Origin of the sequence: Microbacterium sp. TS-1 (assembly GCF_000509385.1) — a bacterium.
Classification (GTDB): domain Bacteria; phylum Actinomycetota; class Actinomycetes; order Actinomycetales; family Microbacteriaceae; genus Microbacterium; species Microbacterium arborescens.
In genome coordinates, this window is record NZ_BASQ01000001.1 from 2,672,524 (window position 1) to 2,699,404 (window position 26,881).

At 70.8% G+C, this 26,881-nt stretch carries 25 protein-coding genes; 18 read left to right on the plus strand and 7 right to left on the minus strand.

The annotated features are described in order from the left end of the window. Positions 1-5: 5 nt before the first annotated feature. Genes glmS through MTS1_RS12505 form a run of 8 tightly spaced genes read left to right on the plus strand, consistent with a single transcriptional unit; the run spans position 6 to position 6,553 of the window. Positions 6-1,856: a glutamine--fructose-6-phosphate transaminase (isomerizing) gene (gene glmS / locus MTS1_RS12470; protein WP_023954372.1), complete on the plus strand. Its 1,851-nt coding sequence runs from the start codon at positions 6-8 to the stop codon at positions 1,854-1,856. 25 nt (positions 1,857-1,881) lie between these two features. Next, on the plus strand, positions 1,882-2,238 hold the full coding sequence (locus MTS1_RS12475; protein WP_023954374.1) for a holo-ACP synthase: 357 nt from the start codon (positions 1,882-1,884) through the stop codon (positions 2,236-2,238). Then, positions 2,235-3,368 carry an alanine racemase gene (alr, locus tag MTS1_RS12480; protein ID WP_023954376.1) on the plus strand — a complete coding sequence of 378 codons (1,134 nt, stop codon included), beginning with the start codon at positions 2,235-2,237 and terminating at the stop codon, positions 3,366-3,368. The genes MTS1_RS12475 and alr overlap by 4 nt, the downstream gene beginning before the upstream one ends. Further along, entirely contained in the window at positions 3,368-3,871 is a 504-nt protein-coding gene (tsaE, locus tag MTS1_RS12485) for a tRNA (adenosine(37)-N6)-threonylcarbamoyltransferase complex ATPase subunit type 1 TsaE (protein WP_023954378.1), read from the plus strand. The genes alr and tsaE overlap by 1 nt, the downstream gene beginning before the upstream one ends. Before the next feature lie 36 nt (positions 3,872-3,907). Beyond that, positions 3,908-4,567, plus strand: a complete 660-nt coding sequence (gene tsaB, locus MTS1_RS12490) for a tRNA (adenosine(37)-N6)-threonylcarbamoyltransferase complex dimerization subunit type 1 TsaB (protein ID WP_023954380.1) — start codon at positions 3,908-3,910, stop codon at positions 4,565-4,567. Continuing rightward, positions 4,564-5,031 (plus strand): ribosomal protein S18-alanine N-acetyltransferase, encoded by a 468-nt coding sequence (rimI, locus tag MTS1_RS12495; protein ID WP_023954382.1) that lies wholly within the window; start codon positions 4,564-4,566, stop codon positions 5,029-5,031. The genes tsaB and rimI overlap by 4 nt, the downstream gene beginning before the upstream one ends. After that, on the plus strand, positions 5,028-6,095 hold the full coding sequence (gene tsaD, locus MTS1_RS12500) for a tRNA (adenosine(37)-N6)-threonylcarbamoyltransferase complex transferase subunit TsaD (RefSeq protein WP_023954384.1): 1,068 nt from the start codon (positions 5,028-5,030) through the stop codon (positions 6,093-6,095). Before rimI ends, tsaD begins: the two co-directional genes overlap by 4 nt. Continuing rightward, positions 6,092-6,553 (plus strand): hypothetical protein, encoded by a 462-nt coding sequence (locus MTS1_RS12505; RefSeq protein ID WP_023954386.1) that lies wholly within the window; start codon positions 6,092-6,094, stop codon positions 6,551-6,553. Before tsaD ends, MTS1_RS12505 begins: the two co-directional genes overlap by 4 nt. Here MTS1_RS12505 and MTS1_RS12510 read toward each other — a convergent pair. After that, positions 6,532-7,758 carry a class I SAM-dependent methyltransferase gene (locus tag MTS1_RS12510; RefSeq protein ID WP_052007710.1) on the minus strand — a complete coding sequence of 409 codons (1,227 nt, stop codon included), beginning with the start codon at positions 7,756-7,758 and terminating at the stop codon, positions 6,532-6,534. The two genes, MTS1_RS12505 and MTS1_RS12510, sit on opposite strands and share 22 nt — an antisense overlap. 143 nt (positions 7,759-7,901) lie before the next feature. Here MTS1_RS12510 and groES point away from each other — a divergent pair, with 143 nt between their 5' ends. The 3 genes from groES to MTS1_RS12525 all read left to right on the plus strand — a co-directional run bounded on the left by groES (position 7,902) and on the right by MTS1_RS12525 (position 10,840). After that, positions 7,902-8,198 carry a co-chaperone GroES gene (groES, locus tag MTS1_RS12515; RefSeq protein WP_023954390.1) on the plus strand — a complete coding sequence of 99 codons (297 nt, stop codon included), beginning with the start codon at positions 7,902-7,904 and terminating at the stop codon, positions 8,196-8,198. Between the two features lie 122 nt (positions 8,199-8,320). After that, positions 8,321-9,262 carry an EamA family transporter RarD gene (gene rarD / locus MTS1_RS12520; RefSeq protein ID WP_023954392.1) on the plus strand — a complete coding sequence of 314 codons (942 nt, stop codon included), beginning with the start codon at positions 8,321-8,323 and terminating at the stop codon, positions 9,260-9,262. A gap of 219 nt (positions 9,263-9,481) precedes the next feature. Continuing rightward, positions 9,482-10,840, plus strand: coding sequence for an ABC transporter substrate-binding protein (locus tag MTS1_RS12525; protein WP_023954394.1), 1,359 nt, complete (start codon positions 9,482-9,484; stop codon positions 10,838-10,840). Positions 10,841-11,244: 404 nt separating this feature from the next. Here the strand turns inward: MTS1_RS12525 and MTS1_RS12530 are convergent, their stop codons facing one another. From MTS1_RS12530 to MTS1_RS12550, 5 genes are all read right to left on the minus strand, one after another. Further along, a complete protein-coding gene (locus tag MTS1_RS12530; RefSeq protein ID WP_023954396.1) occupies positions 11,245-12,225 on the minus strand; it encodes a hypothetical protein in 981 nt (326 codons plus the stop codon). Between the two features lie 203 nt (positions 12,226-12,428). Beyond that, positions 12,429-13,151 carry an ABC transporter ATP-binding protein gene (locus MTS1_RS12535; protein WP_023954398.1) on the minus strand — a complete coding sequence of 241 codons (723 nt, stop codon included), beginning with the start codon at positions 13,149-13,151 and terminating at the stop codon, positions 12,429-12,431. Then, complete coding sequence (locus MTS1_RS12540) at positions 13,148-14,167, minus strand: ABC transporter ATP-binding protein (RefSeq protein WP_023954400.1); 1,020 nt, start codon at positions 14,165-14,167, stop codon at positions 13,148-13,150. Before MTS1_RS12540 ends, MTS1_RS12535 begins: the two co-directional genes overlap by 4 nt. Continuing rightward, complete coding sequence (locus tag MTS1_RS12545) at positions 14,157-15,137, minus strand: branched-chain amino acid ABC transporter permease (RefSeq protein WP_023954402.1); 981 nt, start codon at positions 15,135-15,137, stop codon at positions 14,157-14,159. The genes MTS1_RS12540 and MTS1_RS12545 overlap by 11 nt, the downstream gene beginning before the upstream one ends. A 5-nt stretch (positions 15,138-15,142) precedes the next feature. After that, positions 15,143-16,417, minus strand: coding sequence for a branched-chain amino acid ABC transporter permease (locus MTS1_RS12550; RefSeq protein WP_023954404.1), 1,275 nt, complete (start codon positions 16,415-16,417; stop codon positions 15,143-15,145). A 251-nt stretch (positions 16,418-16,668) separates the two neighbouring features. On the opposite strand from MTS1_RS12550, the gene guaB reads away from it, so the two are divergent. Next, entirely contained in the window at positions 16,669-18,174 is a 1,506-nt protein-coding gene (gene guaB, locus MTS1_RS12555; protein ID WP_023954406.1) for an IMP dehydrogenase, read from the plus strand. Between the two features lie 196 nt (positions 18,175-18,370). Next, positions 18,371-19,237 (plus strand): endonuclease domain-containing protein, encoded by an 867-nt coding sequence (locus MTS1_RS12560; RefSeq protein ID WP_023954408.1) that lies wholly within the window; start codon positions 18,371-18,373, stop codon positions 19,235-19,237. Between the two features lie 132 nt (positions 19,238-19,369). On the opposite strand, the gene MTS1_RS12565 is transcribed toward MTS1_RS12560, so the two are convergent. Then, positions 19,370-20,551 carry an FAD-dependent oxidoreductase gene (locus MTS1_RS12565; RefSeq protein ID WP_023954410.1) on the minus strand — a complete coding sequence of 394 codons (1,182 nt, stop codon included), beginning with the start codon at positions 20,549-20,551 and terminating at the stop codon, positions 19,370-19,372. A gap of 121 nt (positions 20,552-20,672) precedes the next feature. On the opposite strand from MTS1_RS12565, the gene MTS1_RS12570 reads away from it, so the two are divergent. From MTS1_RS12570 to guaA, 5 genes are read left to right on the plus strand one after another with little or no spacing between them, the layout of a single operon-like run. Further along, positions 20,673-22,361, plus strand: coding sequence for an ABC-F family ATP-binding cassette domain-containing protein (locus tag MTS1_RS12570; protein ID WP_023954412.1), 1,689 nt, complete (start codon positions 20,673-20,675; stop codon positions 22,359-22,361). Between the two features lie 57 nt (positions 22,362-22,418). Next, positions 22,419-23,537 carry a GuaB3 family IMP dehydrogenase-related protein gene (locus MTS1_RS12575; protein WP_023954414.1) on the plus strand — a complete coding sequence of 373 codons (1,119 nt, stop codon included), beginning with the start codon at positions 22,419-22,421 and terminating at the stop codon, positions 23,535-23,537. Between the two features lies 1 nt (position 23,538). Then, positions 23,539-24,420 carry an SURF1 family protein gene (locus MTS1_RS12580; RefSeq protein WP_023954416.1) on the plus strand — a complete coding sequence of 294 codons (882 nt, stop codon included), beginning with the start codon at positions 23,539-23,541 and terminating at the stop codon, positions 24,418-24,420. A 10-nt stretch (positions 24,421-24,430) separates the two neighbouring features. After that, positions 24,431-24,952 (plus strand): DUF3817 domain-containing protein, encoded by a 522-nt coding sequence (locus MTS1_RS12585; RefSeq protein ID WP_023954418.1) that lies wholly within the window; start codon positions 24,431-24,433, stop codon positions 24,950-24,952. Continuing rightward, entirely contained in the window at positions 24,949-26,529 is a 1,581-nt protein-coding gene (gene guaA, locus MTS1_RS12590; RefSeq protein ID WP_023954420.1) for a glutamine-hydrolyzing GMP synthase, read from the plus strand. Before MTS1_RS12585 ends, guaA begins: the two co-directional genes overlap by 4 nt. Positions 26,530-26,881: the final 352 nt, after the last annotated feature.

Here is a 26,881-nt window from a genome sequence, read left to right on the forward strand (position 1 = left end):
AGCCCATGTGCGGAATCATCGGCTACGTCGGCCCCCGTCCCTCGCAGGACATCCTCATCTCCGGTCTCGCCCGCCTGGAGTACCGCGGTTACGACTCTGCCGGCATCGCCGTCATCGACGGCGAGGGCGGTCTCGGCACGCGCAAGCGCGCCGGCAAGCTCCAGGTGCTGCGCGACGATCTCGCCGCTCATCCCCTCGCCGACGGAACGACCGGCATCGGCCACACCCGGTGGGCGACCCACGGCGGTCCCACCGATGCCAACGCGCACCCGCACCTGGCCGACGACGACAAGCTCGCCGTCATCCACAACGGCATCATCGAGAACTTCGCCGAGCTGAAGTCCGAGCTCGTCGCCGAGGGATACACCTTCCGCAGCGAGACCGACACCGAGGTCGCCGCCGTGCTGCTGGGGCGCGAGTACCAGGCATCCGGCGATCTCGTCGAGGCGTTCCGCGCGACGGTGTCGCGCCTCGAGGGGGCCTTCACCCTCCTCGCCCTGCACCGCGACCAGCCCGGGCTCGTCGTGGGCGCCCGGCGCAACTCGCCGCTGGTGATCGGCCTCGGCGACGGCGAGAACTTCCTCGGCTCCGACGTCGCTGCCTTCGTCGAGCACACCCGGCACGCCCTCGCCATCGGTCAGGACGAGATCGTCGCGATCACCCCGCAGGAGGTCACGGTCACCGACTTCTCCGGCGACGCCGTCGACGTCGAGCCCTTCGAAGTCGTGTGGGATGCCGCGGCCGCCGATAAGGGCGGCTGGTCGTCGTTCATGGCGAAGGAGGTCTCGGAGGAGCCCGAGGCCGTCGCCAACACGATTCGCGGTCGCGTCCACGACGGCTTCGTCCAGATCCCCGAGCTCGACGGTCTCGACGAACTGTTCACCGGTATCGACCGCATCATCGTCATCGCGTGCGGCACGGCCGCCTACGCCGGCATGGTCGGCAAGTACGCGCTCGAGCAGTGGGCCCGCGTGCCCGTCGACGTCGAGCTGGCCCACGAGTTCCGCTACCGCGACCCGGTCATCGGACCCCGCACCCTCGTGGTGTCGATCAGCCAGTCGGGCGAGACGATGGACACCCTCATGGCCGTCAAGTACGCCCGCGAGGCGGGCGCGAAGACTCTCTCGATCTGCAACACGCAGGGAGCCACGATCCCGCGCGAGTCCGACGCGATCGTCTACACCCACGCCGGTCCTGAGGTCGCCGTCGCGTCGACCAAGGCGTTCGTCGCGCAGATCACGGCGCTCTACCTGCTGGCTCTGCACGTCGGCCGCGTGCGCGGCGCCCTGACCGACGAGGCGATCGCCGAGCAGGTGGCTGAGCTCGAGGCCGTTCCCGAGAAGATCGCGCGCGTGCTGGCCGGCGAGCAGGAGCACATCGAGCAGTTCGCGCACTGGATGGCCGACACGCGTTCGGTGATCTTCCTCGGCCGCCACGTCGGCTACCCGATCGCGCTCGAGGGCGCGCTCAAGCTCAAGGAGATCTCCTACATCCACGCCGAGGGCTTCGCCGCCGGCGAGCTCAAGCACGGTCCGATCGCCCTCATCGAGCCCGGCCAGCCGGTGTTCGTCATGGTGCCTTCGCCGACGAGCTCGCCCCTGCTGCACGCCAAGGTCGTCTCCAATATCCAGGAGATCCGCGCCCGCGGTGCCCGCATCATTGCGGTGGCCGAAGAGGGGGATGCCGCGGTGCTCCCGTTCGCCGACGAGGTGCTGCGCATCCCGCTCGCCGAGCCGCTGTTCGAGCCGCTGCTGGCCGTCGTGCCGCTGCACATCTTCGCTATGGGCCTGGCGACCGCCAAGGGCCTCGACGTCGACCAGCCGCGCAACCTCGCCAAGTCGGTCACGGTCGAGTGAGCCGGACCGGGCGGAAGAGGATGCCGTGATCGTCGGCATCGGCGTCGACCTGGTCGACGTGCCGCGCTTCGAGCGCTCCCTCGAGCGCACGCCCCGCCTGCTCGACCGACTCTTCTCGCCGAGCGAGCGCGCGCTCAAACCGCGCTCGCTGGCCGCTCGCTACGCCGCCAAGGAGGCCCTCATCAAGGCCCTGGGCGGTTCCGAGGGCGTGCACTGGGTCGACATCGAGGTGGCATCGGAGACGTCGGGGCGCCCGGTGTTCGCGCTCACCGGCGAGACGGCGGCGACCGTCGCCGCGCGCGGCGTCATCGCCGTCCACCTGTCGCTCTCGCACGATGCGAACCTCGCGACCGCCTACGTGATCGCCGAGGCGGCATCATGACCCCGCGGCCGCTTCGCGAAGCGCTCATCGACGTCGAGGCGATCGAGCACAACGTCCGTCATCTCCGGCGCCTCGTCCAGACCGAGGTCATCGCCGTCGTCAAAGCCGACGGCTACGGCCACGGCGCGGTGCGCGCCGCGACGGCGGCCCTGTCGGGGGGAGCCTCGCGCCTCGGCGTCGCCGACATCGCCGAGGCCGTCGCGCTGCGCCGGGCCGGGATCACTGCGCCCCTCGTGGCCTGGCTGCACGGCCCCCAGACCGACTTCCGCGAGGCCGCGGAGCACCGCATCGAGCTCGGGATCTCGAGCCTTGTTCAGCTGCAGGCCGCCGCGGCCGCGGCATCCCCCGGTCAGCCGGTCGGAGTCCATCTGAAGGTCGAGACCGGCCTCGGGCGCAACGGTGTCGAGCCCCGCGAGTGGCAGCGCGTCTGCGCGGAGGCGGCCCGTCTCGAGCGCATCGGACAGCTGCGGGTCATCGGCGTGTTCAGCCACCTGTCGAACACGGGCATCGACGAAGACCGGGCTGCGCTCGCCCGATTCCACGACGCTCTCGCCGAGGCGGCGGCGGCCGGCGTGCACCCGCCGCTGCGCCACATCGCCGCGTCGAACGCCGCGATCGCGCTCCCGGAAGCGAGGCTCGACTGCGTGCGCCTGGGGCTGGCGATCTACGGCCTCTCGCCGCTTCCGGATCGGTCCTCCGCCGACCTCGGGCTCCAGCCCGCGATGACCCTGCGCACCGCGGTCGCCGCCGTGCGCCGCGTGCCCGCGGGCCAGGGCGTCTCGTACGGGTACACCCATCGCACCGCGAGCGAGACGACGCTCGCCCTCGTACCCCTCGGCTATGCCGACGGCGTGCCGCGGCAGGCCTCCGGCCGCGGACCGGTGGTGATCGGCGGCCGGCGGTTCACCGTGTCGGGGCGGATCGCGATGGATCAGTTCGTCGTGGACGTCGGAGACGCCGACGTCGCGATCGGCGACGAGGTCGTTCTCTTCGGCGACCCCACGCTGGGGTTCCCCGCGGCGGCCGAATGGGGCGACGCCGCCGACACGATCGACTACGAGATCGTCACGCGGATCGGCCCGCGCGTGCACCGCACGGCGGTATCGTCCGAGATGACGGGAGGCCGGTGATGAGCGGAATCGACGAATACCTGGGCGAGCGCGAGGTGACCTCCGCGGATGAGATGGAGGCGTGGGGGCGCGAGATCGGATCGCGGCTCCGCGCGGGCGATCTCGTGGTGCTGACCGGGCCTCTGGGCGCCGGCAAGACGACGCTCACCCGGGGGATCGGCGCCGGCCTCGGCGTGCGCGGACCCATCCAGAGCCCGACGTTCGTCATCGCGCGCACGCACCCCTCGCTCGTCGACGGGCCGCCGCTGGTCCATGTCGACGCCTACCGCCTCGGGTCGCCCGCCGAGCTGTCGGACCTCGACCTCGACCTCGACGCCAGCGTCACCATCGTGGAGTGGGGGCACGGCATGGTCGACGGGCTGCGCGAGAGCTGGTGGGAGATCGAGCTCGAGCGCGGCTGGAGCGGCACGGGCCTCGACAACGCCTGCGGCACGAGCGGTCCGGCGGCCGCGGAGATGGCCGACGCCGCCCCGCGGATCGTCACCGTCACGCGACGCCCCTGAGCGCGCGGCATCCCGGCCCGGGCTACCCTGGGTGACGTGATTCTGGGCATCGACACCTCGATCGGCACGGCCGTCGCGATCGTCGACCCTGCGGGGCGCGTCCGGGCCGAGGCCGTCAGCTCCGACCCCCGCGGCCACGCCGAGGTCATCGGCGATCTGCTCGTGCGAGTCTTCGGCGAGGCGGGCGTCGAACCCGCCGAGATCACGGCCGTCGCCGCAGGCATGGGCCCGGGACCCTTCACGGGACTGCGCGTCGGGATCGCGGCCGCGCGGGCGTTCGCCCTCGGACGCGGCATCCCCGTGGTCCCCGTGGCGAGTCATGACGCGGCCGCCCGCGCTCACGTCGACCCCGCGTTCGCCACCGCCGGCGCGGCCCCCGTCGAGGGCGAGCCGATCGCGATCGTCACCGACGCGCGTCGCCGGGAGCTCGCCGTCTCGGTGTACCGCGTCGAGAACGGGATACCGGTGCGCATCGTCGATCCCCACCTCGTGACGCGCGCGTCGACCGAGCCCCTCGATCTCTTCGGCACCCCGGCGGCCGAGCTGCCCGAGACGACGGCGATCAGCGCCGCCGCCCTCGCTCGCGTCGCCGGGGAGCGGCTCGCCGCGGGCGCCGACGCCGCCGACGTTGAGCCCCTGTATCTCCGGGCCCCGGATGTGACCGTACCCGCGGGGCCGAAGAAGGTGGGCACGTGAGCCTGCGCACGGCTACCGCCGATGACCTCGACGCCATCATGGCGCTCGAGGAGGCGTCGTTCCCCACCGACGCATGGAGCCGCACCGCCATGTCCGCCGAGATCTCGTCGCCGCACGGCCGGTACCTCGTCGACGTCGAGGACGACCGGGTCGTCGGGTACGGCGGAGTCCGCGCCGTGCCGGGCGCGGCCGACGCCGACATCCAGACCCTCGCCCTCGACCCCGCCTGCCGGGGGACGGGCCGCGGCCGCGGCCTGCTCCGCGCGCTGATGGCCGAAGCCCGCGACCGCGGGGCACGGGAGCTGTTCCTCGAGGTCCGCGCCGACAACCCCGTCGCGCAGGGGCTCTATCTCTCCGAGGGATTCGTCGAGATCGCCCGTCGCCCGCGCTACTACCAGCCCGACGACGTCGATGCGATCATCATGCAACTGAACCTCCGCGGTGAGGGAGGGACCGACCGATGACGACCACCCCGACCCGTTCCGAGCCCCTCGTCCTGGGCATCGAGACCAGCTGCGACGAGACCGGTATCGGGATCGTGCGCGGACGCACCCTGCTGTCGAACACGATCGCGAGCTCGATGGCAGAGCACGCCCGCTACGGCGGCGTCGTGCCCGAGGTCGCCGCGCGCGCCCACCTCGAGGCCCTCCAGCCGGCGATCGAGGCCGCCGTGGCCGAGGCGGGCGTCTCGCTGCAGGACCTCGACGCCGTCGCCGTGACGAGCGGGCCCGGGCTGGCCGGTGCGCTCATGGTCGGCGTCGGCGCCGCGAAGGCCCTGGCCGTCTCGCTCGGGAAGCCGCTGTACGCGGTCAACCACCTCGTCGGTCACATCGCCGCCGACATCCTGACCGGTGACGACGTCGAGTACCCGACCGTCGCCCTCCTGGTCAGCGGCGGACACACCTCGCTCCTCCTCGTGCGCGATCTCGTCTCCGACGTCGAGATGCTCGGCGAGACGATGGACGACGCCGCCGGCGAGGCGTTCGACAAGATCGCCCGCATCCTCGGCCTGCCCTATCCCGGCGGCCCCGAGATCGATCGCGCCGCCGCGAGCGGCGACCCCGACGCCATCCGGTTCCCCCGCGGCCTCTCCCGCGCCTCCGACCTGGCCGCGCACCGATACGACTTCTCCTTCTCGGGGCTCAAGACCGCCGTGGCGCGCTGGGTCGAGCAGCGCGAGGCCGCCGGCGAAGCCGTGCCCGTCGCCGACGTCGCGGCATCCTTCCGTGAAGCGGTCGTCGACGTGCTCGTCGCCAAGGCACTCGACGCGTGCGCTCAGCACGGCGTCCCGCGTCTGCTGCTCGGCGGCGGGGTGATCGCCAACCGGCGACTGCGCGAGGTCGCCCTCGAACGCGCTGCAGCCGCCGGCGTCGCGGTGCGCATCCCGCCGCTGAGCCTGTGCACCGACAACGGGGCGATGATCGCGGCGCTCGCCGCCGAGCTCATCTCTTCGGGTGCCGAGCCCTCCACCCTCTCGTTCGGCGCGGACTCGACGCTTCCGGTGACCGAGATCCAGGTGCGCGGGTGAGCGACGACCGGCTGCGCAGTCGGCGCCCCGCGGTGGACGCGCCGACGGGCGATGTCGCTGCGGCGCCCGAGGCCGCGCCGCTTCCGGGGGAGCACCGTGGCGGGTTCCAGCGCGAGTTCACGCAGCCGACCCCGCTGCAGTTCGTCCCCGCGGTCGAGCGGCCGGCCGAGCCCGTCGTGCCCGAGCCGCGGGTCGAGTGGGCTCCGGCGCCCGAGATCCTCCCGCGGTCGGGAGCGTGGGCGCTGGCCCTGGGGATCGTCGCGCTCGCGCTGTCACTGTTCGTCGGGTGGGCGTTCCCGCTCGGCATCGCCGCCGTCGTGATGGCCGTGCTCGCCCTCCGCCACCCGTGGGAGAGTCGCACCGTGGCCGTCTGGGCGCTGGGCCTCGCGGCGCTGTCGATCCTGTACAGCGCGGGCTGGCTCGTGTGGGCGGCGGCTCAGGCGGGGCTGCTGGGCTGACTCGCGCCACCGGGCTCGTCCTCGACGCGATCCGCGAGGACGGCGACGCGGCGATCACCGATGCGCGTGAGGAACAGCGTCGCCGACGCGCTCCCCGACAGGCGCAGCTTCTTGCGGAACTGCGCCGGATCGATGTCGACGCCGCGCTTCTTGATCTCCAGGATGCCGATGTCGGCGCGTCGGAGGGCGGCCTCGATGTCACGCGGTTTGAGCGGCAGCACGTCACGAACGCGGAACGTCGTGGCGAACGGGCTGGTGCGTCCGGCGTCGGATGTCATGTACGCCGTCCCACCGGCGAGCATGCCGGCCTCGAGCGCGCGGGCCACGTCGCCGATCAGGCGCGCACGGATGACGGCGCCGTCGGGCTCGTGCAGGTAGGCGCCGAGGTCGCGGGGGTCGGCGTCGGCGGTGTCGGCGGGCGCGGTGAGCTCGGCGGCACGGTCGCCGCGCAGAACGAGGGCCGAACGGCGCACGCCCGCGCGGGCGAGGGAGCCCGACCACACCACCAGCTCGATGGTCGAGCCGTCCGCGCTGATCCACTGCGCCTCGCCTTCCGGCGGGAGGTCGTCGCGGTCGAACGCGGGCCCGAGCTTGATCCCTGTCGGCATCCGTCGCGCGAGGTCGAAGGCCCAGTCGAGCGACGGCGTGTAGTCGGATGCCGCGACGCGCCGCGTCTCGCTGTGGCCCGAGGTGCGGCGGGCGGGATCGAGCCAGACCGCATCGATACCGTCGAGATCGGTCTCCTCGGCGCGGCCGTGGCGCACCCGGGCGGACGAGCCGAACGGGGCGAGGTTGTAGGCGGCCAGGGCGGCGGTGATCTCGTCGGCGTCGACGGCCAGGACCTCGAGCCCGATGCCCGCGAAGCCGAGTGCGTCGCCGCCGATCCCGCAGCCGAGGTCGGCGACCCGCGCGATGCCGGCGTCGCGGAACCGGCCGGCGTGGCGTGCGGCGACCGCGAGACGCGTGGCCTGCTCGAGACCCGCGCGGGTGAACAGCATCCGGTCGGCGAACGGACCGAACTTCGCCCGCGCGCGCTCGCGCAGCCGGGCTTGACCGACGACCGCCGACACGAGGTCGGGGGAGAGGCCTTCGCGCCGCAGCCGTGACACGGCCGATGCGGCATCCGCGGTCGAGGAGATCCGGAGGGTGTCGACCAGACGGAGTCCCTCGGGGGTCAGCAACGCGGAGAGCTCGGCGTGATCCACCACGACAGCCTACGCGCGGGGTCGGATCGATGCCGCGGCAGGTTGGCACTCGCGTTGCGTGAGTGCCAACGTCCCCCTAGACTCGGAGTTGGCACTCTCAGGGTGAGATTGCCAACAAGTCTTGTCGAAGAAAGAGGTAGACCGTGTCGGTTTCCATCAAGCCGCTCGAGGACCGCATCGTCATCAAGCAGGTCGAGGCCGAGCAGACCACTGCGAGTGGTCTGGTCATCCCCGACACCGCCAAGGAGAAGCCCCAGGAGGGCGAGGTCGTGGCGGTGGGCCCCGGCCGCATCGATGACAACGGCAACCGTGTTCCGCTCGACGTCGCCGTCGGCGACCGCGTGATCTACAGCAAGTACGGCGGAACCGAGGTCAAGTTCGGCGCTGACGAGTTCCTCGTGCTCTCGGCGCGCGACGTCCTCGCCGTCGTCGTCCGCTGACGCAGAGCTCTTCCACGAAGGCCCGGGTGCACCGCATCCGGGCCTTCGTCATGGCAGGCGCGCGGCGGCGGATGGCAGTCCGCGACCGGCGCAGCATGTCATGACCGTCCTATGCTTGGCTCGTGACACCCCTCGATCCCGCCCGTGAACGCTCTCTCGGCGGGATCTACGCGTTCTCGGCGTACGTGCTGTGGGGCTTCATGCCCCTGTACTTCCTCACGCTCGCCCCGATGGGCCCGTTCGAGGTCGTGTCGTGGCGCATCCTGTTCTCGCTTGTCTTCTGCGCGATCCTTCTCACGGTGCTCCGCGCCTGGGGCAAGCTGATCGCGATCCTGCGCACGCCGCGCCTCGTGCTGTGGACCATCGTGGCCGGCCTGCTCATTTACGTGAACTGGCAGGTCTTCCTCATCAGCACCCTCACGGGGCACGTGATCGAGGGGAGTCTCGGGTACTTCATCAACCCGATCGTCACGGTGCTCCTCGGCGTCCTCGTCCTGAAGGAGCGGCTGCGGGTGGCGCAGTGGGTCGCCATCGGCATCGCCGCCGTCGCCGTCGGCGTGATCGTCGTCGGCTACGGAGCCTTCCCGTGGATCGCGCTGACGCTCGCCGCGAGTTTCGGAACCTACGGCCTCGTGAAGAAGCAGATCGGGCCGTCGGTCGACGCCGTCAGCGGCCTGACGCTCGAGTCGCTCTGGCTGGCGCCGGTCGCGATCGTTCAGGCGATCATCGTCGCGCTCACCGGCGGGCTGGTGTTCGGCTCGGTGAGCCCCGGACACACCGCGCTGGTCACCCTCGCGGGTGTCGTCACCGCCGTGCCCCTGCTCTTCTTCGCCGCCGGCGCCCGGCGCAGCAGCCTCACGGTGATCGGCCTGCTCCAGTTCGTCGCGCCGATCCTGCAGTTCATCACGGGAGCCTGGATCCTCGGCGAGCCGATGCCGCTCGAGCGATGGATCGGCTTCGGGCTCGTCTGGCTCGCCCTCGTCGTGCTGAGCGTCGACTCTCTCCGGGCCGCACGTCGCCCGAAGCGCATAGACGAGGCATCCGACGTCGCTCCCGTCGTCTGAGGCTCCCGCTTCGCATTCCGGCTCGTCGGCTCGGCGCGATGACGGTCGTGACAACGGTCCCAACCGCGGAATGACAGGCCGTACGCGAGGCCGCAGATAACGATTAGGTCGCGTAACAGACCGTTAACACATCGCAACATCGCCGACGCGGACGCGCCACTAGGTTTGACCCAACCTCGCGGGGCTTCGGTGCCGCGTTCCCACTCATCAAGGAGCACAATGGGCGTTCTCACCCGTTCCCGCACCGCGAAGGTCCTCGGCGGTATCGCCGTGATCGGCGCGAGTGCCCTCGTCCTCGCAGGCTGTGCCGGAGACAGCGAACCCGCTGCGTCGGGCGACGCCGGCGGGAACACCTCGGCCGATTTCCCCATCGACTGCGAAGCGGCCGAGCCCGCGTCGTACACGCCGGAGTACACCTCGACCTCGACGGGTCCCGGCACCGACCTCACCTACACGATCGGCACGGCGCTGCCCGTGACCGGTAACCTCGCGTTCCTCGGCCCGCCGGAGATCTCGGCGACCGAGTTCGCCGCCTCCGAGATCAACGCCGCGGGCAAGGGCATCACGATCGACCTCAAGCAGGGCGACTCGGGTGACACCGACAACAAGGCGTACGAGACGGAGATCCCCCGACTGCTGGGCGAAGGTGCCACGGCGATCATCGGAGCGGCATCCTCGGGCACGTCGCTGCAGTTCATCGACCAGGTGATCGCGGCCAACGCCATCCAGTTCTCGCCGGCCAACACCTCTGCCGCGTTCACCGGGTACAAGGACAACGGCCTGTACTGGCGCACCGCTCCCTCCGACGTGCTGCAGGGCGAGGTGCTCGGCAACCTGATCGGCGCCGACGGCAACGAGACGCTCGGCATGATCGTGCTCAACGACGCCTACGGAACCGGCCTCGCGTGCTTCACCAAGGCCGCCTTCGAGGCCGCCGGCGGCGAGGTCGTCGCGACCTCGCTCTACAACACCGGTGACACGAACTTCTCGGCCCAGGTCGAGGACGTGCTCGCGGCCGGCCCCGACGCGATCGCCCTCATCACGTTCGAAGAGGTCAAGACGATCATCCCCGAGCTCATCGGCGCCGACGTGTCGCCCGAGCAGCTCTACCTCGTCGACGGCAACCTGGCGAACTTCGGCGATGACTTCGAGGCCGGCACGATGGCCGGCGCGAAGGGCACCTACCCCGCCGTCGACCCCGCGTCGATCGCAACCTTCCGCGACAACCTGCAGGCGTTCTGGACCGGTGCCGGCAACGCCGAGCTGCAGGACTTCACCTACGGGCCGGAGTCGTACGACGCGGTCGTGCTGCTCGCCCTCGCCGCGCTGCAGGCCGGATCGACGGCCGGCCCCGACGTCGCGGCGAACCTGCAGGCGGTCTCGGGCGGCTCCGGTGACGGCACGAAGTGCACGAGCTTCGCCGAATGCGCCGACCTGATCATCGCCGGTCAGGCCGCGGACTACGACGGCGTCTCGGGCCCGATCACCTTCAACGAGGTGGGCGACCCGACGGAGGCCTCCATCGGTGTCTTCGAGTACGGCGACGACAACAACTACGAGTTCGTCCGCGTCGGCTGATTCCCACGCACGAGGGCCCCGGTCTCCCGGCCGGGGCCCTTCGCCGTGTTCGCTCGGAGGCGGGGTCGCGCCCCCGCTCGGGTTGGCAGTTCCCGCCCCTTCCTATGCCTCGAGTGGGCGCGAGCTACCAGCTGAGCTGCGGGTTCAGGTTTGAGTTGGCAGTTGATGCCCCTTCTTATGCTCCGAGTGGGCATGAGCTGCTAGCTGAGCCCTGAGCTCAGGTTCGAGTTGACAGCTGATGCCCCTTCTCAGCTGAGGAGTAGGCGTGAGCTGCCAACTGGGCTGTGGGGGTCTGAGTCCCGAGCATGAGGGGACGAACCCCGGGCGGGCGAAGCGGGCTTGGTGTGGCGGGCGGTGCCCCATCCCGGGGGCTGAGGTGGCGCGAGCTGCCAAGCCGGGGGAAGTCAGCGCGGCGGAGACCAGCCGCGACGCCGGAGCGCTCCCCGTACGAGGGTCACCGCTTCCCAGCCGGTGGGCCTGATGTGCGCCGAGGTGAGCCGCACGACCTCGAAACCGAGGGCGACGTACGCGGTGTGCTTCTCGATGTCGCGCGCCCACTGACTCCGCGATGTGCGGTGGTGGTCGCCCTCGACCTCGGCGATGACGCGGTACTCGGGCCAGACGGCATCCGCGATTCCCGCCAGCCGCCCCGAGCCGTCGCGGATCTCCTGGTCGAGCAGGGGTTCCGGCAGCCCGGCCGCCACGAGGCCGAGCCGGAAGTCGGTCTCGAGCGGCGACATCGCGCCCTCGCGGATGAGCCCCAGCGCTTCGACGAGCTTCGCGGAGCCGACGCGCCTTCCGGCGGCGACCGCAGCGGCGAGGTCATCGAGCGTGCACAGCCGCGCCTCGGACCGGCGCCGCCCCCGCTCACCGCGCGGCACCCGCACGAACGCGTCGCCGATGCGCACGAGCTCGCGCACGCCGGCATTCCGCCCGAGCATCGCCCACGTCGACGCGGGCGACGACACGCGCAGGCCATCGAGAGTCGTGACCTCGACGTGCGTCGGAGCGAGCTGACGCCCGCGGATGCCGCGCCGCCGCGGCGCTCGCTCCGGCGCAAGCACCCCGACCTCGAGCTCGCCGGGGGAGTGGGCGCCCGTTCCCCACAGCACCGCCGCGGTCCGGCCGCAGAAGAACGCCCGACCGCCCATGATCGAGGCGTAGGCCCGCGCATCCTCGAGAACGCGGTGCCGGATGGCCTGATCCTCCGCGAGCGGTCCTGCCGGCGCAGCATCCTCTGCTCCGCGCCTCCGGCGCACGCCGCGGAAAGGCGCGTCGAGGTCGGCTGCACGCAGCCGCTTGCGCGAGACGCCCGCGTCCGCCGCGTCGGCGCACGAGAACGCTCCGCCGAGGGCTTCGGGGAGAGGCTCGGGTCGTCGCGGCATCCCCCGATCCTCCTCGTGGACTCCGCCCCGCTGGGCTCAGCGCCCCCGGCATGTGGATCCCCCGCGCGCCCGCTCCGCGGGGGAGGAGCCCCTAATGCAGTTCGCCTGGCAGCTCACGCCGCCTCCGCGCGAGCGAAGAGGCGAGAACTGCCAGGCGAACCAGGCGAACCAGGCGAACCAGCCGAGCCAGGCGAAGCCCGGGCTCAGGTGCCCAGGGTGCCGAGGTAGAGACCGATGACCTTGGGGTCGTTGAGCAACTCGCGGCCGGTGCCCGTGTAGGCGTCGCGGCCCTGGTCGAGGACGTACCCGCGGTCGCAGATCTGCAGGCAGCGGCGGGCGTTCTGCTCGACCATGATGGTCGTCACGCCCGCCTTGTTGATCTCCGACACCCGCAGGAACGCCTCGTCCTGGCGGGACGGCGACAGGCCCGCCGAGGGCTCGTCGAGAAGCAGCACGTAGGGGTCCATCATCAGCGCGCGCCCCATCGCCACCATCTGGCGCTCGCCGCCCGACAGCGATCCGGCCCGCTGCTGCAGCCGCTTGGCGAGGTCGGGGAAGATGGATGTCACGAAGTCGGTGCGCTCCGCGACGACCTTCGGCCGCTGATACGCCCCCATCTGCAGGTTCTCCGCGATCGTCAGGCTCGGGAACACGTTGTTCGTCTGCGGCACGAAGCCGACGCCCTTCGACACGAGCTTGTTGGCACGCAGCCCCGTGATCTCCTCGCCGTTCAGCTTCACGGAACCGGAGCGCACCTTCACCTGCCCGAAGATGGCCTTGAGCATCGTCGACTTGCCGGCGCCGTTGGGGCCGATGATCCCGACGAGCTCGCCGGGAGCCGCGGTGAGGTTCGCGCCATTGAGGATGTTCACGCCGGGCAGATAGCCCGCGTGCACGTCGGTCAGCTCGACGACGTTCTCGGTCACTTGCGGTCCCCATCCTCGTCAGCGCGCGCAGCGCCCGCGGCATCCGTCGTCGGCGCCTCGTCGATCGCCTGGTCGAGCTCGTGCACCGTCTCGACGAGCTCCTCCGCCTCGGGCGGCAGCTCACCGGCGTGGCGGCCCGTCACGACGCCGAGGTCGACGTCCTGATGTGCACCGAGGTAGGCGTCGATCACGGCGGGATTCTGCATCACGGTGTCGGGCGGGCCCTCGGCGACGACGCGGCCTTCGGCCATCACGACGACCCAGTCGGCGATGTGACGCACCATGTGCATGTCGTGCTCGACGAAGACGACGGTCATGCCGAGGTCCTTCAGATCGAGGATGTGGTCGAGCAGCGACTGCGTCAGGGCGGGGTTCACGCCGGCCATCGGCTCATCCAACATGACGAGCACGGGATCGCTCATGAGCGCCCGCGCCATCTCGAGGAGCTTTCGCTGACCGCCCGAGAGCGACGCGGCGAAGTCCTTCTCCTTGGCGTCGAGCTTGAAGCGGGCGAGCAGACCGCGCGCCTTCTCCTCGATCTCGGCTTCCTGACCCCGCCACAGGAAGGGCAGGATGCCGGCGAAGATGCCCTCGCCCTTCTGCTTCGGAGCCCCGAGCTTCATGTTCTCGAGCACCGTGAGCAGACCGAGCGACTTCGTCAGCTGGAACGTGCGCACCTGGCCCATGCGCGCCGCCTTGAAGGCGGGGATGCCGGCGAGGTTGGTCCCGTCGAACGACCACGATCCCGCGTTCGGCTTGTCGAAGCCGGTCAGCAGATTGAACAGCGTCGTCTTGCCGGCGCCGTTCGGGCCGATGAGGGCGGTGATCGCGCCGCGCGGGATCTCGAGGTGCTCGACGTCGACGGCGGTCAGGCCGCCGAAGACGCGCTTGACGCCGTCGGCGACGATGATCGGGTCGTTCTTCGCGACGCCGGGGCGGACCTCGCCGCTGCCGTCGTCTTTGTGCAGGCCGGTCGCCTTGGGGCGCGGCGTCGGGGGTACGACATCAGCGGACAAAGGTCAGCTCCTTCTTGCTTCCGAGGATGCCCTGCGGGCGGAAGATCACCAGCAGCATGAGCGCGACGCCGACCAGCACGAACACGAGCATCTGGCTCTGCTCGGTGGTCAGGAACGGCAGCCAGCCGATGTTGACGAGGGCCGGCAGCAGGTTCGACAGGAACGCGCGCACCACCCAGAACAGCACGGCGCCCAGCACCGGGCCGAAGATGGTGGCCGCGCCACCGAGCAGCAGGGCGGTCCAGACGTAGAACGTCTGCGAGGTGACGTAGACGTTCGGGTTGACGTTGGTGCCCATGGCGGTGACGATGCCGCCGGCCGCGATGATGACACCGCCGACGATGAGCGCCTGCATCTTGAACGCGAAGACGTTCTTTCCGAGCGACCGCACGGCGTCCTCGTCCTCGCGGATGCCGCGGATGACGCGGCCCCAGGGGCTGCTCATGAGCAGCCAGACCAGGGTGACGACGATCGCGATCGTGATCAGGCCGACGATGATGACCCACCACTGGTCGGACTGGTACGTCCACGGCCCGAAGCCCCACCGTCCGGGAGGAAGCGGGTTGCTCGCCCGGAACCCGGCCTGGAAGCCCGAGAGGCCGTCGGCCGATCCCGTCTGGTTGCGGAATGCCGACGTCAGGAAGAGCAGGCGCAGGACCTCGGCGGCCGCGATCGTCACGATCGCGAGGTAGTCGCCGCGCAGCCGGAGGGTGGGGATGCCCATGACGAGCGCGAAGACCACGGCGGCGATGAGGCCGATGAGTGCGGCCACCGGCCAGGCGAGACCGAAGGTGAGGATCGAGATCGCGAACCCGTAGGCGCCGATCGCCATGAAGCCCGCGACGCCCATGTTGAGCAGGCCGGCGAAGCCGAAGTGAACCGACAGGCCGATGGCGGCGAGGATGTACCCGAGGGTCGCCGGGGCGAGGATCTGCGCCGCGGTGTTGCTGAGGATCTGAAGGAAGTTCACGATGCCTATCCGATTCGCTCTCGGCGCCCGAGGAGACCCTGCGGGCGGAACAGCAGGATGACGATCAGCACGACCAGCGCGCCGACGTACTTGAGGTCGGAGGGGATCCACAGCGTCGACACCTCGACGAGGAGCCCCACGATGATGGCGCCCACGAGCGCGCCGAACGCGGTCCCGAGACCGCCGAGCGTGACGGCGGCGAAGATGAGCAGCAGGATGCTGGTGCCCATGTCCCACTTGATGCCCGGCCGGAAGTAGGCCCACAGCACGCCGGACAGGCCGGCGAGCGCCGCGGCGACGACCCATACGACCCGGACCACCGCATCGACGTCGATGCCGCTGGCGGCGGCGAGCGACGGGTTGTCCGAGACGGCCCGCGTCGCGCGGCCGATCCGCGTGCGCATGAGCCACCAGGCGAAGCCGGCGATGACCACGAGCGAGACGCCCATGCTGATCACGTCGGTGAGGGTGAGGCGGATGGGGCCGAGCCCGGGGATGACCGAGGTCGAGCCGCCGGGGAGCTGGGCCGTGCCGCCGCCGACGAACATCTGGAAGATGTAGCGCAGCGCGAGCGAGAGACCGATCGAGACGATCATGAGCTGCACGGTGCCGAGGCCGCGGCGTCGCAGCGGTCGCCAGAGGCCGGCATCCATCGTCAGGCCGAACAGTGCCGAGACGGCGACCGCCAACGGGATCGCGATCCAGATCGGCAGGCTGAACCCGGCCGAGAACAGCAGCGCTGCGAGCGCTCCGAAGGTGACCATCTCGCCGTGCGCGAAGTTGGACAGGCCCGTCGTGCCGAACACGAGCGAGAGGCCGATCGCGGCGAGGGCGAGCATGAGGCCGAAGTTCAGGCCGTTGACGGCGCGGGAGAGCAGTTGATCGACGAAGCTCGTCGTCTGCCGTTCGGCCGCCTCGAGGGTGAAGTTGCGCGTGATCGTGCTCGTCGCTCCGAACTCGACCTCGAGCGTCGACTCGAAGCCCTCAGGGACGGTCACCCCCGAGGGGAGGCTGTCCTCGACGAGTTCGACGGTGTAGGCGACATCCTTCGTCGGAACGCCGATCGAGAAGCTGCCTCTCTCGTTCGTCTCGCCTTCGGCTTCGAAGTCGCCGCCGGTCACGACGATGGTCGCGCCCTCGACGGGTTCACCGCCGGTGCGGACGTTGCCCGCGATCGTGAAGGGCAACGACTCGGCGTCGTCTCCTGCGGCCAGGGCGGGGGAGGCGATGCCCAGGAACGCCACGGCGGCCAGGAGGCCGGCGATCAACGTCGAGAACATGCGCCTCGGGCGACGAGCAGCGCGCGTCATCGAAGTGATCGCCACTGGCACCTCCTGAGATAAGTGGACGAACGCCGAGAGGTACCGGTTCTGCTGGTGGCTTCGGCGACACCTGAACGTATGCGCTGATTGTTGCTTGCGTGTTTCCGGTGCGCAACAACGAATGCGGTGTGTCGTTTCGTGGATCTCGGGAGCGGGAATGCCGTGGGGCGCCGGGCGCTTAGAATCGTTGAGACTTTCAAGGAGTGCGCATGAGCGACTACAACGACCCGTTCGGATTCGTCGGCCTCACCTACGACGACGTCCTGCTCCTGCCGGGGCACACCGACGTCATCCCGTCCGAGGCCGATACGTCGTCGCGCGTGACGCGCCGCATCACCGTGGCCACTCCGCTGCTGTCGGCCGCGATGGACACCGTCACCGAGGCGCGCCTCGCGATCGCGATCGCGCGCGAGGGCGGCCTGGGCATCATCCATCGCAACCTCTCGATCGAGGAGCAGGCGGCGATGGTCGACCGGGTCAAGCGGAGCGAGTCGGGCATGATCACCGACCCGATCACGACGACCCCCGACGCCACCATCGAAGAGGTCGACGCGCTCTGCGGGCAGTACCGCATCTCGGGCCTGCCCGTCGTCGACGACGAGGGACACCTGCTCGGCATCGTCACGAACCGCGACATGCGCTTCGTCTCGGGCTTCGAGCGGCAGACCACCAAGGTGCGCGACGTCATGACGAGCGAGAACCTGGTCACCGGTCGCGTCGGCATCGGGGCGAACGAGGTCATCGCGCTCTTCGCCCACCACCGCGTCGAGAAGCTCCCGCTCCTCGACGAGGAGGGCAAGCTCGCCGGTCTCATCACGATCAAGGACTTCGACAAGAGCGAGAAGTACCCCCTCGCCACCAAGGACGACCAGGGGCGCCTCCGCGTCGGTGCGGCCATCGGCTTCTTTGGAGACGCGTGGCAGCGGGCCGAGGCACTGCGTGACGCCGGTGTCGACGTCATCGTCGTCGACACCGCGAACGGTCAGTCCGCGGGCGTCATCGACATGGTCAAACGCCTGAAGGCGGATGCATCCTTCGAGCACATCGACGTCATCGGCGGAAACGTCGCGACCCGCGAGGGCGCGCAGGCGCTCATCGACGCGGGTGTGGATGCCGTCAAGGTCGGCGTCGGCCCGGGCTCGATCTGCACCACGCGCGTCGTCGCCGGTGTGGGTGTGCCCCAGGTCACCGCGATCTACGAAGCGTCGCTGGCCGCGCGCGAAGCCGGCATCCCGATCATCGCCGACGGCGGTCTGCAGTACTCGGGCGACATCGCCAAGGCCCTCGTCGCCGGCGCCGACTCGGTCATGCTCGGGTCGCTCCTCGCCGGAACCGACGAGTCGCCGGGCGAGATCGTCTTCCAGGGCGGCAAGCAGTTCAAGCAGTACCGCGGCATGGGATCGCTGGGCGCGCTGCAGACCCGGGGCAAGAAGACCTCGTACTCGAAGGACCGGTACTTCCAGGCCGACGTCCCGAGCGACGACAAGCTCATCCCCGAGGGCATCGAGGGGCAGGTCGCCTACCGCGGCCCCGTGTCGGCCGTGGCATACCAGCTCATCGGCGGCCTGCGTCAGTCGATGTTCTACGTCGGCGCCCGCACCGTCGAAGAGCTGAAGGCCCGCGGCAAGTTCGTGCGCATCACTTCGGCCGGGCTCAAGGAGTCGCACCCCCACGACGTCCAGATCGTGGTCGAGGCGCCCAACTACAAGCGCTGACCCGCGCTCGCCTGTGCGCGAAGCTCGGAGATTCTGACGAAGGTCGGATCGATCGCCCCAGATCGTCCGACCTTCGTCGCATTCTCCGAGGTACGACGGGCATGGGTCCTCCTCCCCAGGGAGAGAAGCCACGTGGTTCTCCCCAGAACCGGGGGAGGGATGCCGCGGGGCCGCAGCGCCGCACGAGGATGACGGCATGCCCCGCCGTCCCACAGCATCCGAAGTCACCCGATGGGTGGAGGGAGCCGGAGGAATCGCGCATCGCAGCGCGGTCCTCGCCGCCGGGTTCCCGGTGCGGGCGATCCGCGACGCGGTCGCTGCTGGCGGCCTGCGGATGGTTCGCCGCGCCTGGTGCGTCTCTGCCGGCGCACCGGGAGACCTCCGTGCTGCGGCATCGGCCGGCGGAAGGCTGAGCTGCGTCTCGCTCGCGCGGCGGCGCGGGTGGTGGGTGCCCGACGGCATCCCGTCGCAGCACCACGTGCACCTCTTGCCGCACGCCGCATCCCCGGATACCGACGACGCCGACACTGTGGCGCACTGGACCCGGCCGCTCTGCCCGGTGGCGCAGACGGATCTGCAAGCCGGTGTCGAGGACGCACTCGGCCACATCGCCCAGTGCCTGCCGCGGGAGGACGCGCTCGTGGTGTGGGAATCGGCTGCCCGCACCGAAGCCCTCGCCCCGGAGACTCTCCGGGCCGTGCCGTGGCCGTCGGTCGCGGCGCGCGAGCTCGCCGGCGCGGTCACCGGGCTGTCCGACTCCGGCCTCGAGACCCTGGTATTCGCGCCGCTGCGTGACCGCGGGGTCCCGGTCGTCCAGCAGGCGAAGATCGCGGGTCGATTCGTCGACGGCCTCGTCGGAGACCGGCTCGTCGTGCAGATCGACGGTTTCGCGTTCCACGCCTCGAGTGCGCAGCGCAGTGCCGACGTCGCCCACGACGCCGAACTGCGGCTACGTGGCTACACCGTGCTGCGCTTCACCTACCGGCAGGTCGTGCACGAGCGGGCCGCCGTCCAGCGCACCCTCCAGCGCGCCCTCGCCCAACGGCTTCACCTGCGGTCGTGAGCCCGAGCTTGCGCCCCACCGCGTTCACGGAACTCGGAGATTCGTCGCAAGACCGGAGAGATCGTGCCGCTCGATCCGAGCGACGTGACATCCTCCGAAGCTTGCGCCCGGTCGCGAGCCCGAGGGCCCGACTCACCCTCGCGGCAGCCGGAAGGGCGCCGCGGCGCGCGCCGTCGCATCCAGCGCGAGGTCGGCGAGGGTCGCGCCGATGCCGGGGGCGAACTTGAAGCCGTGTCCCGAGAAGCCCGCTCCCACCACCACCGAGCCGACGCGATCCAGCACGAAGGCGCTGTCGTCGGTCGAGGTGTAGGTGCACGACAGGTGCACGGCAGAGTCGGGGTCGAGCCCCGGCATCCATTCGCGCACGTAGTCGACGAGCGTCTCATGGTGCGTCACCCGGTGGGTGCGCGCGTCGGGGTCGACGACGTCCCCGACACGGTGGAACCCGACCTTGACGCCCTCGCCCGGCGTCGGCATCCCGTAGACCGGCGCCGGGTAGCGGCTGGGATCGAGCCGGTGGTTGAACGACGGCCACGGGCCCGCGGTGGGCGCGAAGTGCGCCGGGGTCTCCTCGGTCACCGTGAGTCGCGGCAGACGGATGCCGGGCAGCAGGCGCTCGGTCCAGGCGCCGACGGTCGCGACGACGACGTCCGCCTCGACCTCACCGCCGCTCGCCAGCCGCACGCGCGCGCCGCGCTCGCCGAGATCGTCGATGCCGGCGGCGGGCGCTCCCCAGCGGACCTCGCCACCGCCGTCCTGCACGCGCCGCTCGAGCTCGAGCATCGCGGCCGACGCGCGCGCCACCCCGGCATCCGCGGAGTAGAGCACGTCGGTCTCGAACCGCATCCCCGGCCAGCGCGCACCCGCCTCCGCAGCCGAGAGCATCTCGGCGGGGATGCCGCGCGCGCCGAGGCTCCGCGCGATCGTCTCGAGACCATCGGCGTCGTCGGCGCCGCCACCGAGGTCACCGCCCACGCCGTGGGTCACGAGCCCATGCCGCCGCAGCAGCGGCTCGCCGTCTACCTCGCCGAGCGCATCCCAGCCCTCACGCGCTCGCTGCAGCAGGTCGAGGTAGTGGCCGTCGGCGTAGGCGTTGTTGAAGTTCCGCGTCGCGCCGTGCGAAGCGCCGTGGGTGTGCCCCCGCCCGAAGCGCTCGAGGACGAGAGGACGTTCGCCGCGGCGGACGAGGGCCCACGCGGTGGCGAGGCCCATGACGCCCGCGCCGACGATCACGATGCGACTCATGCGGCCAGCATCCCACCCCGTGCCGCGCCGCTGTGCATAGCTGCGACCGTCCTCGGAGAATCGCGTCATCCTCGGACTCATTCGTCCTCAGCATCCGAGCCCCGTGCGATTCTCCGAGCTGCGCGGGCACCCGCGCCGAGGTGCGATAGCCTGGTCGGCTCCGCAGTGGAGCGGAAAGGCCCGGTCCACGATGGGATCGCTCGACATTCAGGGTGTCTCGTACACCCTCCCCGACGGCAGACCGCTGCTCGACGAGGTCATGTTCCGCGTCGGTGCGGGATCGACGACCGCGCTGATCGGTCAGAACGGCGCAGGCAAGACGACGCTGCTGCGCATCATCCGCGGGGATGCCGCGGCCCACGGCGGTGTCGTCCAGATCGACGGCGGCCTCGGGGTCATGGACCAGTTCGTCGGGCACGGTGGCGCCGGCGAGACCGTTCATGACCTGCTCATCTCGGTCGCGCCCGAACGCGTCCGCCGTGCGGCGCGTGAGCTGGACGACGCCGAGAACGCCGTGATCGCCTCGGACGAGCTCGACACCCAGATGCGCTACGCCGCTGCGATCGCCGACTACGCCGACGCGGGCGGCTACGAGTACGAGACGGTGTGGGACACCTGCACGACGGCGGCCCTCGGCGTGCCGTTCGAGCGGGCGCGCTACCGCGAGCTGACGACGCTCTCGGGCGGCGAGCAGAAGCGGCTGGCTCTCGAGGCGCTGCTCCGCGGGCCCGACGAGGTGCTGCTCCTCGACGAGCCCGACAACTATCTCGACGTTCCGGGGAAGCGCTGGCTCGAGGACCGCCTGCGCGAGACGGCGAAGACGGTCTTGCTCGTTTCGCACGACCGCGAGCTGCTCGCCCGTGCCGCCGACCGCATCGTGACGCTCGAGGCCGGGGGAGCGGGCAGCACCGCCTGGGTCCACGGCGGGAGCTTCGAGACCTATCACCGCGCCCGCGACGAGCGCATGGCGCGGCTCGACGAGCTGCGCCGCCGGTGGGACGAGGAACACGCGAAGCTGAAGCGGTTCGTCGCCGACATGAAGGCGAAGGCGGCGGCCAGCGACGAGTTCGCGTCGCGATACCGCGCGGCGCAGACGCGGCTGCGTCGGTTCGAGGAGGCCGGGCCGCCAGAAGAGCGTCCGCCGGAGCAGAACCTCGAGCTGCGCCTGCGCGGCTCGCGCACCGGCAAGCGCGCGGTCGTCGCCGACGGGCTCGAACTCACGGGGCTCATGCGGCCCTTCGACCTCGAGGTCTGGTTCGGCGACCGGGTCGCGGTGCTCGGCTCGAACGGCTCGGGAAAGTCGCACTTCCTGCGTCTCCTCGCCGCGGGCGGCACGGAGCCCGACGCTCTGCTGGGGCACGTCACCGCCGTCGGCTCGGCGCTCGAGCCGGTCGCGCACGCCGGGACGGTGACGCTCGGTGCGCGGGTGGTCCCGGGCTGGTTCGCCCAGACCCACCGGCATCCGGAGTTCACCGGCCGCACGCTGCTCGAGATCCTGCACCGCGGAGACGACCGCCGAGTCGGGATGCCGCGGGATGCCGCGAGCTCGGCGCTCGACCGCTATGGGCTCGTCCGCCAGGCCGAGCAGACCTTCGACAGCCTGTCGGGCGGTCAGCAGGCGCGGTTCCAGGTGCTTCTGCTCGAGCTCTCGGGTGCGACGCTGCTGCTGCTGGACGAGCCCACCGACAACCTCGACCTCACGTCGGCCGAAGCCCTCGAACGGGCGCTCGCCGCGTTCGAGGGCACGGTGCTCGCGGTCACCCACGACCGCTGGTTCGCGCGCTCGTTCGACCGGTTCGTCGTCTTCGGCGGCGACGGCCGCGTCTACGAGTCGAGCGAGGCGGTCTGGGACGAGCAGCGGGTCGCCCGCGCGCGCTGAGCGCGAGGCCGGTCCGGCTGTCGTGTCCGGACCGGCCGGTAGGCTGGAGGGGTGACCATGGAGATCGAGCTCGGCCGCGCCAAGCGCGCCCGTCGGGCCTACGCGTTCGACGACATCGCTGTGGTGCCCTCGCGGCGCACCCGCAACACCGAGGACGTGTCGACCGCCTGGTCGATCGACGCCTTCCAGTTCTCGATCCCGGTGCTCGGCGCCCCGATGGACTCGGTCACGAGCCCCCGGACGGCGATCATGCTCGGTCAGCTCGGCGGACTGGGCGTCCTCGATCTCGAAGGACTCTGGACGCGGTACGACGACCCCGAGCCGCTGCTCGCCGAGATCGCGGGGCTGCCCGACGCGTCGGCGACGCGACGCATGCAGGAGCTCTACGCCGAGCCGATCAAGCCCGAGCTCGTGCGCGACCGCCTGGCCGAGATCCGCGCGGCGGGCGTCACGGTCGCCGGCTCGCTGACTCCGCAGCGCACGCAGGAGCTGTACGAGACCGTCGTCGCCGCGGGCGTCGACCTGTTCGTCATCCGCGGCACGACGGTGTCGGCCGAGCACGTCTCGAGCGTCGACGAACCGCTGAACCTCAAGAAGTTCATCTACGACCTCGACGTCCCCGTGATCGTCGGCGGTGCCGCGACCTACACGGCGGCCCTCCACCTCATGCGCACCGGTGCGGCGGGCGTGCTCGTCGGCTTCGGCGGCGGCGCCGCCTCCACCACGCGCGCGACGCTGGGCCTGCACGCTCCGATGGCGACGGCTGTGGCCGATGTCGCCGGAGCACGTCGCGACTACCTCGACGAGTCGGGCGGACGCTACGTCCACGTCATCGCCGACGGCGGCGTCGGCACCTCCGGCGACATCGTCAAGGCGCTCGCGATGGGTGCCGACGCGGTCATGCTGGGGGTCGCCCTGGCTCGTGCGACAGATGCTCCCGGCCAGGGGTTCCACTGGGGTCCCGAGGCGCACCACGCTCAGCTGCCGCGCGGTCGCCGCGTGGCGGTCGAGCAGGTCGGCTCCCTCGAAGAGGTGCTCTACGGCCCGGCCCCGGTCGCCGACGGCACCGCGAACCTCATCGGCGCACTGAAGAAGTCGATGGCGACGACCGGCTACTCCGACCTCAAGGAGTTCCAGCGCGTGGAGGTCGTGGTGGCGCCGTACAGCGTGCGGTGACATGACCTCGACCGATCCCGCTCCGCCCACCCCGCCGTCGGCCGCGTTTGCGCCGACGCTGCGCGAGGTCATGCTCCGGCCGTGGTGGCTCGGCATGCTCGCGTTCGCGCTGCTCGTGGCCGCGGTGTTCGCGTGGCTCGGGCAGTGGCAGCTCTCGCGCGCCGTCGACACCTCGCCGCCGCCGCCGGGGCAGACCGAGCAGGTGCGCCCGCTCGCCGATGTGACCGAACCCGGCGCGTACCTGCCCGAACCGCTCGTGGGCCAGCGCGTCGAGGTGCGCGGTTCGTTCGTCCCCGACGACTTCGAGGTCGTCTCGTCGCGGTTCGATCGTGGCGAGGAGGGGTACTGGGTGACCGGCCAGCTCCGCGTCGACCCCGAGTCGGCCCGCTCGTCCGACCCGACCTCGCTCGCCGTCGCCGTGGGGTGGACGGCCGATCGCGCCGAGGCGGACGCCGCGGCAGCTGCCCTCGACGCCGACCCGCCACAGGATGTCGCCCTCACGGGGCGCATCATCTCCGACGAAGGTCCTGCGCTGCCGGGGCGTGGCGCCGATCCGCAGGAGATGACGCGGATGTCGCCCGCCGCGCTGCTCAGCCGCTGGCACGACACCGCGGGGCTCGACGTCTACCGCGGCTATCTCACGTCCGCGGAGTCGTTCGGGGGCCTGACCACGATCCACTCGCCGGCGCCCGACGAGCGCTCCAACGTCAACTGGCTCAACATCTTCTACGCCGTCGAGTGGGCGGTGTTCGCCGGCTTCGCCTTCTACATGTGGTACCGCCTGGCGAAGGACGCGTGGGAGAAGGAACTCGAAGACCTCGAGGACGAGCGCGAGGACGCTGACGTCGCCGCCGCGGGAAGCGCCCCGCCGGGCCGCGACTAGACTGGACGCCATGCCTCGCGCCCCGAAACTCGCCACGTTCCCGGCGATCCGGAACGCTCTGCGCTTCTACCAGATCTGTTCGGTGATCACGGGTGTCGGTCTGCTGCTCCTGCTCGCGGAGATGATCCTGAAGTACACCCCGATCCACACCGAGCTCTTCGCCGGCGGCTCGGGCGGCCTCCTGTGGTTCGCCCCGGTGATCGCCGGCGCCGATTGCGAGTGGTGGTCGCTGTTCCTGCCGCAGACGAACTCGTGCGAGATGCTCTCGACGGGTGACGGGTTCAACGTCTCGCTGGCGATCCTCGTCGTGCACGGCTGGTTCTACGTCGTGTACCTGTTCTCGTGCTTCCGCGTGTGGAGTCTCATGCGCTGGTCGTTCCCCCGCTTCATCCTGCTCGCGCTCGGCGGAGTCGTTCCCGCCCTGTCGTTCTTCATGGAGGCCCGCGTCGCACGCGAGGTGAGGACCTACCTCGCCGAGCGCGAAGCCGCTGAGGCAGCCGCATCCATCCCCGCCACGGAAGGCACCCGGTGACCACACAGACCGAAACGTCGCAGCGTCCTGTCCTCGTCGTCGACTTCGGCGCGCAGTACGCCCAGCTCATCGCCCGCCGTGTGCGTGAGGCGGGCGTGTACAGCGAGCTCGTCCCGCACACCGCGACCGCCGAGGAGATCGCCGCGAAGGAGCCGGTCGGCATCATCCTCTCCGGCGGTCCGTCGTCGGTGTACGAGCCCGGCGCCCCGGCCATCGATCCGGGTGTGTTCGATCTCGGGGTGCCGACCCTCGGCATCTGCTACGGATTCCAGGTGATGGCGCAGGCCCTCGGCGGCGAGGTCGCCAACACGGGGCTCCGCGAGTACGGAGCCACCGACGCGACCATCGTCACGGAGGGCACGCTGCTCGAGGGGCAGCCCGCCGAGCAGAACGTCTGGATGAGTCACGGCGACCAGGTGTCGCGCGCGCCGGAGGGCTTCGAGGTGCTCGCCCGTACCGCCGCCACCCCCGTGGCCGCCTTCGCCAACGATGTGCGCAAGTTCTACGGCGTGCAGTGGCACCCCGAGGTGAAGCACTCCGACCACGGACAGAACGTGCTCGAGAACTTCCTGCACAAGGCGGCGGGGCTCCCCGCCGATTGGAACAGCGGCAACGTGATCGCCGAGCAGGTCGAGCGCATCCGCGAACAGGTGGGCTCGGGGCGGGTGATCTCCGCGCTGTCGGGCGGTGTCGACTCGGCGGTCTCGACGGCCCTCGTGCACAAGGCGGTCGGTGACAAGCTGACGGCGATCTTCGTCGACCACGGTCTGCTCCGGAAGGGAGAGCGGGAACAGGTCGAGAACGACTACGTCGCCTCGACCGGCGTTCGGCTGATCACGGTCGATGCGCGCGAACGGTTCCTCGAGGCTCTCGCCGGCGTCAGCGACCCCGAGCAGAAGCGGAAGATCATCGGCCGCGAGTTCATCCGTGCGTTCGAGCAGGCCGAGCGCGACCTGATGGCCGAGGCGGCCGCCGATGGCGAGCCGATCCGGTTCCTCGTGCAGGGCACGCTGTACCCGGATGTCGTGGAGTCCGGCGGTGGCGCCGGCACGGCGAACATCAAGAGCCACCACAACGTCGGCGGCTTGCCCGAAGACCTGCAGTTCGAGCTCATCGAGCCGCTGCGGACGCTGTTCAAGGACGAGGTCCGCGCGATCGGGCGCGAGCTGGGTCTGCCCGAGGCCATCGTCGGACGCCAGCCGTTTCCGGGGCCCGGCCTCGGAATCCGCATCGTGGGCGAGGTCACCGCTGATCGTCTCGAGATCCTGCGTGACGCCGACGCCATCGCGCGCGCCGAGCTGACGAAGGCGGGACTGGACGCCGAGATCTGGCAGTGCCCGGTCGTGCTGCTCGCCGACGTCCGGTCGGTGGGCGTCCAGGGGGATGGGCGCACCTACGGCCACCCCATCGTGCTGCGTCCCGTCTCGAGCGAGGACGCGATGACCGCCGACTGGACGCGGCTGCCCTACGACGTGCTGTCGAAGATCTCGAACCGCATCACGAACGAGGTCCGCGAGGTCAACCGCGTGGTGCTCGATGTCACGTCGAAGCCCCCGGGGACGATCGAGTGGGAGTGAGCGCGCCAGCGACGCTCCACAGCGAAACGGCGGATGCCGCGGCCGAACGAGCCGCGGCATCCGCCGTTTTCCGCGTCATGACGCGGATCGCCAGCTTCTGGCAGCTGCGCGACACGCCCGGGATGTCACGCCGCTTTGCCACGATGCCTGGAGCCGCGTAACTTATTACTTGTTCGCCCCACAGGGAAGAGCGAAGGGCCGGAAGGCCGACGCCCCCTCAAGCGGAGAACGAATCCCATCCCAAACCTCTTGCGAGAACAAGACGCTTGCGTCTAGGATGGAACCTCCACCCCGAACAGCAGTCCTCGACTGTCGCGGAACCTCGTTCCGAAGGCAGATCGAAGCGCGTCGC

Bases quoted from the DNA above. Each gene is read 5' to 3' on its own strand.
- tsaE (WP_023954378.1), top strand. From the start codon at position 3,368: ATGAGCGGAATCGACGAATACCTGGGCGAGCGCGAGGTGACCTCCGCG.
- MTS1_RS12575 (WP_023954414.1), top strand. From the start codon at position 22,419: ATGGAGATCGAGCTCGGCCGCGCCAAGCGCGCCCGTCGGGCCTACGCG.
- MTS1_RS12550 (WP_023954404.1), bottom strand. From the start codon at position 16,417: ATGTTCTCGACGTTGATCGCCGGCCTCCTGGCCGCCGTGGCGTTCCTG.
- MTS1_RS12530 (WP_023954396.1), bottom strand. From the start codon at position 12,225: ATGCCGCGACGACCCGAGCCTCTCCCCGAAGCCCTCGGCGGAGCGTTC.
- MTS1_RS12560 (WP_023954408.1), top strand. From the start codon at position 18,371: ATGCCCCGCCGTCCCACAGCATCCGAAGTCACCCGATGGGTGGAGGGA.
- MTS1_RS12580 (WP_023954416.1), top strand. From the start codon at position 23,539: ATGACCTCGACCGATCCCGCTCCGCCCACCCCGCCGTCGGCCGCGTTT.
- guaB (WP_023954406.1), top strand. From the start codon at position 16,669: ATGAGCGACTACAACGACCCGTTCGGATTCGTCGGCCTCACCTACGAC.
- glmS (WP_023954372.1), top strand. From the start codon at position 6: ATGTGCGGAATCATCGGCTACGTCGGCCCCCGTCCCTCGCAGGACATC.
- MTS1_RS12585 (WP_023954418.1), top strand. From the start codon at position 24,431: ATGCCTCGCGCCCCGAAACTCGCCACGTTCCCGGCGATCCGGAACGCT.
- MTS1_RS12525 (WP_023954394.1), top strand. From the start codon at position 9,482: ATGGGCGTTCTCACCCGTTCCCGCACCGCGAAGGTCCTCGGCGGTATC.
- MTS1_RS12565 (WP_023954410.1), bottom strand. From the start codon at position 20,551: ATGACGCGATTCTCCGAGGACGGTCGCAGCTATGCACAGCGGCGCGGC.
- alr (WP_023954376.1), top strand. From the start codon at position 2,235: ATGACCCCGCGGCCGCTTCGCGAAGCGCTCATCGACGTCGAGGCGATC.
- MTS1_RS12570 (WP_023954412.1), top strand. From the start codon at position 20,673: ATGGGATCGCTCGACATTCAGGGTGTCTCGTACACCCTCCCCGACGGC.
- tsaD (WP_023954384.1), top strand. From the start codon at position 5,028: ATGACGACCACCCCGACCCGTTCCGAGCCCCTCGTCCTGGGCATCGAG.